Consider the following 2,637-nt stretch of genomic DNA (forward strand, 5'->3'; position numbering starts at 1 on the left):
ACTCTTTTAAATATTCTTCACAAAATGTGAGAATTATTGTTCCTCTTTTCTTTAAACTTCTGTTATATTCTTTCCAGTTGCAAACTTTTTGTAGCTTTGACATACACACTTGTGGTTAAGTTTTTTGTCGATTTACTACTTTTCTTAGTTCGCAGCTACTTTTTTTTATATCTACGCAACAAGGTCTCCTCGTGAAAGCGGGAATCCAGAAAAAGTAATATTGGATCCCGTTTTCACGGGGATGACAATAAAATACAGCAGTATGATAAGAAAATTCTGTTGCTTGAAGATATTAATGAAAAAGCCTATGCCGTGCATCGTAATCTAGTTCAGTTAAAAAATGCCGATATATTTGATGATATAGAGGCAATAATTTTCGGTGATTTTACCAAAGGGGATGAGTTTGTAGAACAAGCTACAAAAAGTTTTTGTTTAAATCATATTCCGCATATAGAAACTTATAAAGCTGACGGAATAGGGCATGGAGAGGTAAATCATCCGGTTATTATGAATCATGAAGTAATTATAAACAGTAATATTTTAAGTTTTACTAGCCCTTTTGAAATAGTAGAAAACAAATGATAAATTCTATCAGAATAGGTACAAGAAAAAGTCCACTTGCTTTAATACACACTAATTTAGTTATTCAGCAAATCAAACAATTTTTTCCTGATATTAATTGCGAAATAGTACCCATTATTACTAGCGGTGATTTAATTCAAAATAAACCATTATACGATATAGGAGGTAAAGCTTTATTTTTAAAGGAAATAGAGCAAGCTTTACTTGATAAAAAAATTGACTTAGCCGTTCATTCTTTAAAAGACGTACCTGGTAGAATACCCGAAGAGCTAGTAATAGCTGCTGTTTTAGAGCGTGAAGACCCCAGAGATGTTTTTGTATGTTTAAATTATAAATCCATAGAAGAACTGCCGCAAAATGCCGTAATAGGTAGCTCGGCAGTGCGAAGAAAAGCATTTATCCAAAAAATAAGACCGGATTTAAAGGTAACAATTTTTAGAGGGAATGTTGATTCAAGAATAAAAAAGCTAATGACCGGCGAAGTTGATGCAACAATTTTAGCATATGCGGGTCTGAAAAGGCTTGGAGCGTTTAATCCGGAATATTGCCATTTGATAGAATATTCACAGATGTTACCGTGTGTAGGGCAGGGAGTCATTGCAATTGAGATACGACAGGATGATAATGCTATGCTTGAGATAGGTAGCCGCATTAATCATCTTCCTACCTTTGAACTAATAAAACCCGAAAGAGCATTTTTAGAATATCTAGATGCTAATTGCCGTACACCGATTGCTGCTTATTCAAAATATCTAGATGCGGATAATATACAAACCGATTTCATGCTCGGTAATCTCGCCGGCAGTAAAACAATCTTCCACACCGAAGTCACCGATATAAATACCTCAAAAGAAGCGGGCATAAAAGTTGCCAAAATGATATTGAACCAACTGGATAAATAGATATTTTGGGAGTATACCCCTTAAATATCTAAATTTGAAAAGATTGATTTTATATTTCACAATAATGCATTTGAAGTTAAAAATTGCTTCTTCTATACAAATAATTAATCACTTTTTAATCGAGGAATATATGAAAACAATTTTACTTGTAGTACTACTTAGTTCTCAATATATGGGTGATAACAGTAATACATTAGGCATTAGAACGACATTAAGCGAAGGTTATGAGAAAGAAGGCTTTACGGTTGAGAATGTTGGGATAAATATTGAAGAATTAGAGAATGCTCAAATAAATACTAATCAAGCAAAAAAGCAAGTCATTTTTATAGGTGCAGGGCTTGATGGGATCAAAGGATTTGATATCTTAAAATCGACAAAAAATAATAGTAAATTTATTTGGAGCGGCCATCAGCTACCAACGGAAGTAAAGGATGATTTAGAAGTTTTAGATACGATATCCTTGTCTTTTTATGCTTTAAACGAAGAACAAAAGAAATACATTAAGCAAGCGAATCCTGAAATTAAATTAATAGAAACTATAGGCATACCTCATAACCTTACAAAAGAAGAATGTATAAAAGATTACAATGATTTAAAAAATGCCGAAAAGATTCCTTCTTCTCATAAAGGCTATATAATTACATGTTTAGCAGGTGATACACCGGATGCACAAGGAAATATAAAATTTTATACAGAAAATGAAGCATATGAGTTAGGAAAGCATTTAGCTAAAATTGCAAAAGATCAAAATATGATACTTTTAGCAACTAACGGTCATAGAACAGGTCAATATAATCCGGAAACTAAAGAAAAACTTTCGGTACATAAAAAAGAAGATCAATTGGATAAAGTTAGTCAAAAATTCTTAGAAGAAGTTAAATCAGAAGGAATAGCCCAATATTTGAAAATTTTGTATTTGGAGTAAAAACTATATTTAACGGGTATTTAGGGGTGGCTTTAGAAAATCAACAAAGCATAGTAATTATTCCGGACGAATCTTCAAGCCAAGTGACCGTAGGTACAAATTTATTACTGGGGCAGGTATATATCAAACCGGTCATGCCTCCATATTGCAGTTACGCCTATTAAAAAGCTATACGTTCAATAAGATGTAGAAGTCAAGATTTAATCTTACAGACATTATAAAAATTAT

Annotated in this window: 3 protein-coding genes and 1 pseudogene; all 4 read left to right on the top strand. The window is 32.4% G+C overall.

Annotated features, from left to right (window positions below):
- Positions 1 to 190: 190 nt before the first annotated feature.
- A pseudogene (locus KYQ89_RS00910) lies at positions 191 to 582 on the top strand (LD-carboxypeptidase); the annotation flags it as partial.
- The gene (gene hemC / locus KYQ89_RS00915; protein WP_218459953.1) at positions 579 to 1,484 is read left to right on the top strand and encodes a hydroxymethylbilane synthase; all 906 of its coding nucleotides are present in this window, start codon (positions 579 to 581) and stop codon (positions 1,482 to 1,484) included. The pseudogene KYQ89_RS00910 and the gene hemC, both read left to right, overlap by 4 nt.
- A 130-nt stretch (positions 1,485 to 1,614) precedes the next feature.
- Positions 1,615 to 2,409 (top strand): hypothetical protein, encoded by a 795-nt coding sequence (locus KYQ89_RS00920; RefSeq protein WP_218459954.1) that lies wholly within the window; start codon positions 1,615 to 1,617, stop codon positions 2,407 to 2,409.
- A gap of 26 nt (positions 2,410 to 2,435) precedes the next feature.
- A complete protein-coding gene (locus KYQ89_RS00925; RefSeq protein ID WP_218459955.1) occupies positions 2,436 to 2,573 on the top strand; it encodes a hypothetical protein in 138 nt (45 codons plus the stop codon).
- Positions 2,574 to 2,637 lie beyond the last annotated feature (64 nt).

It is taken from the genome of Rickettsia sp. TH2014, assembly GCF_019249195.1.
In the GTDB taxonomy this organism is placed as follows: Bacteria; Pseudomonadota; Alphaproteobacteria; order Rickettsiales; family Rickettsiaceae; genus Rickettsia; species Rickettsia felis.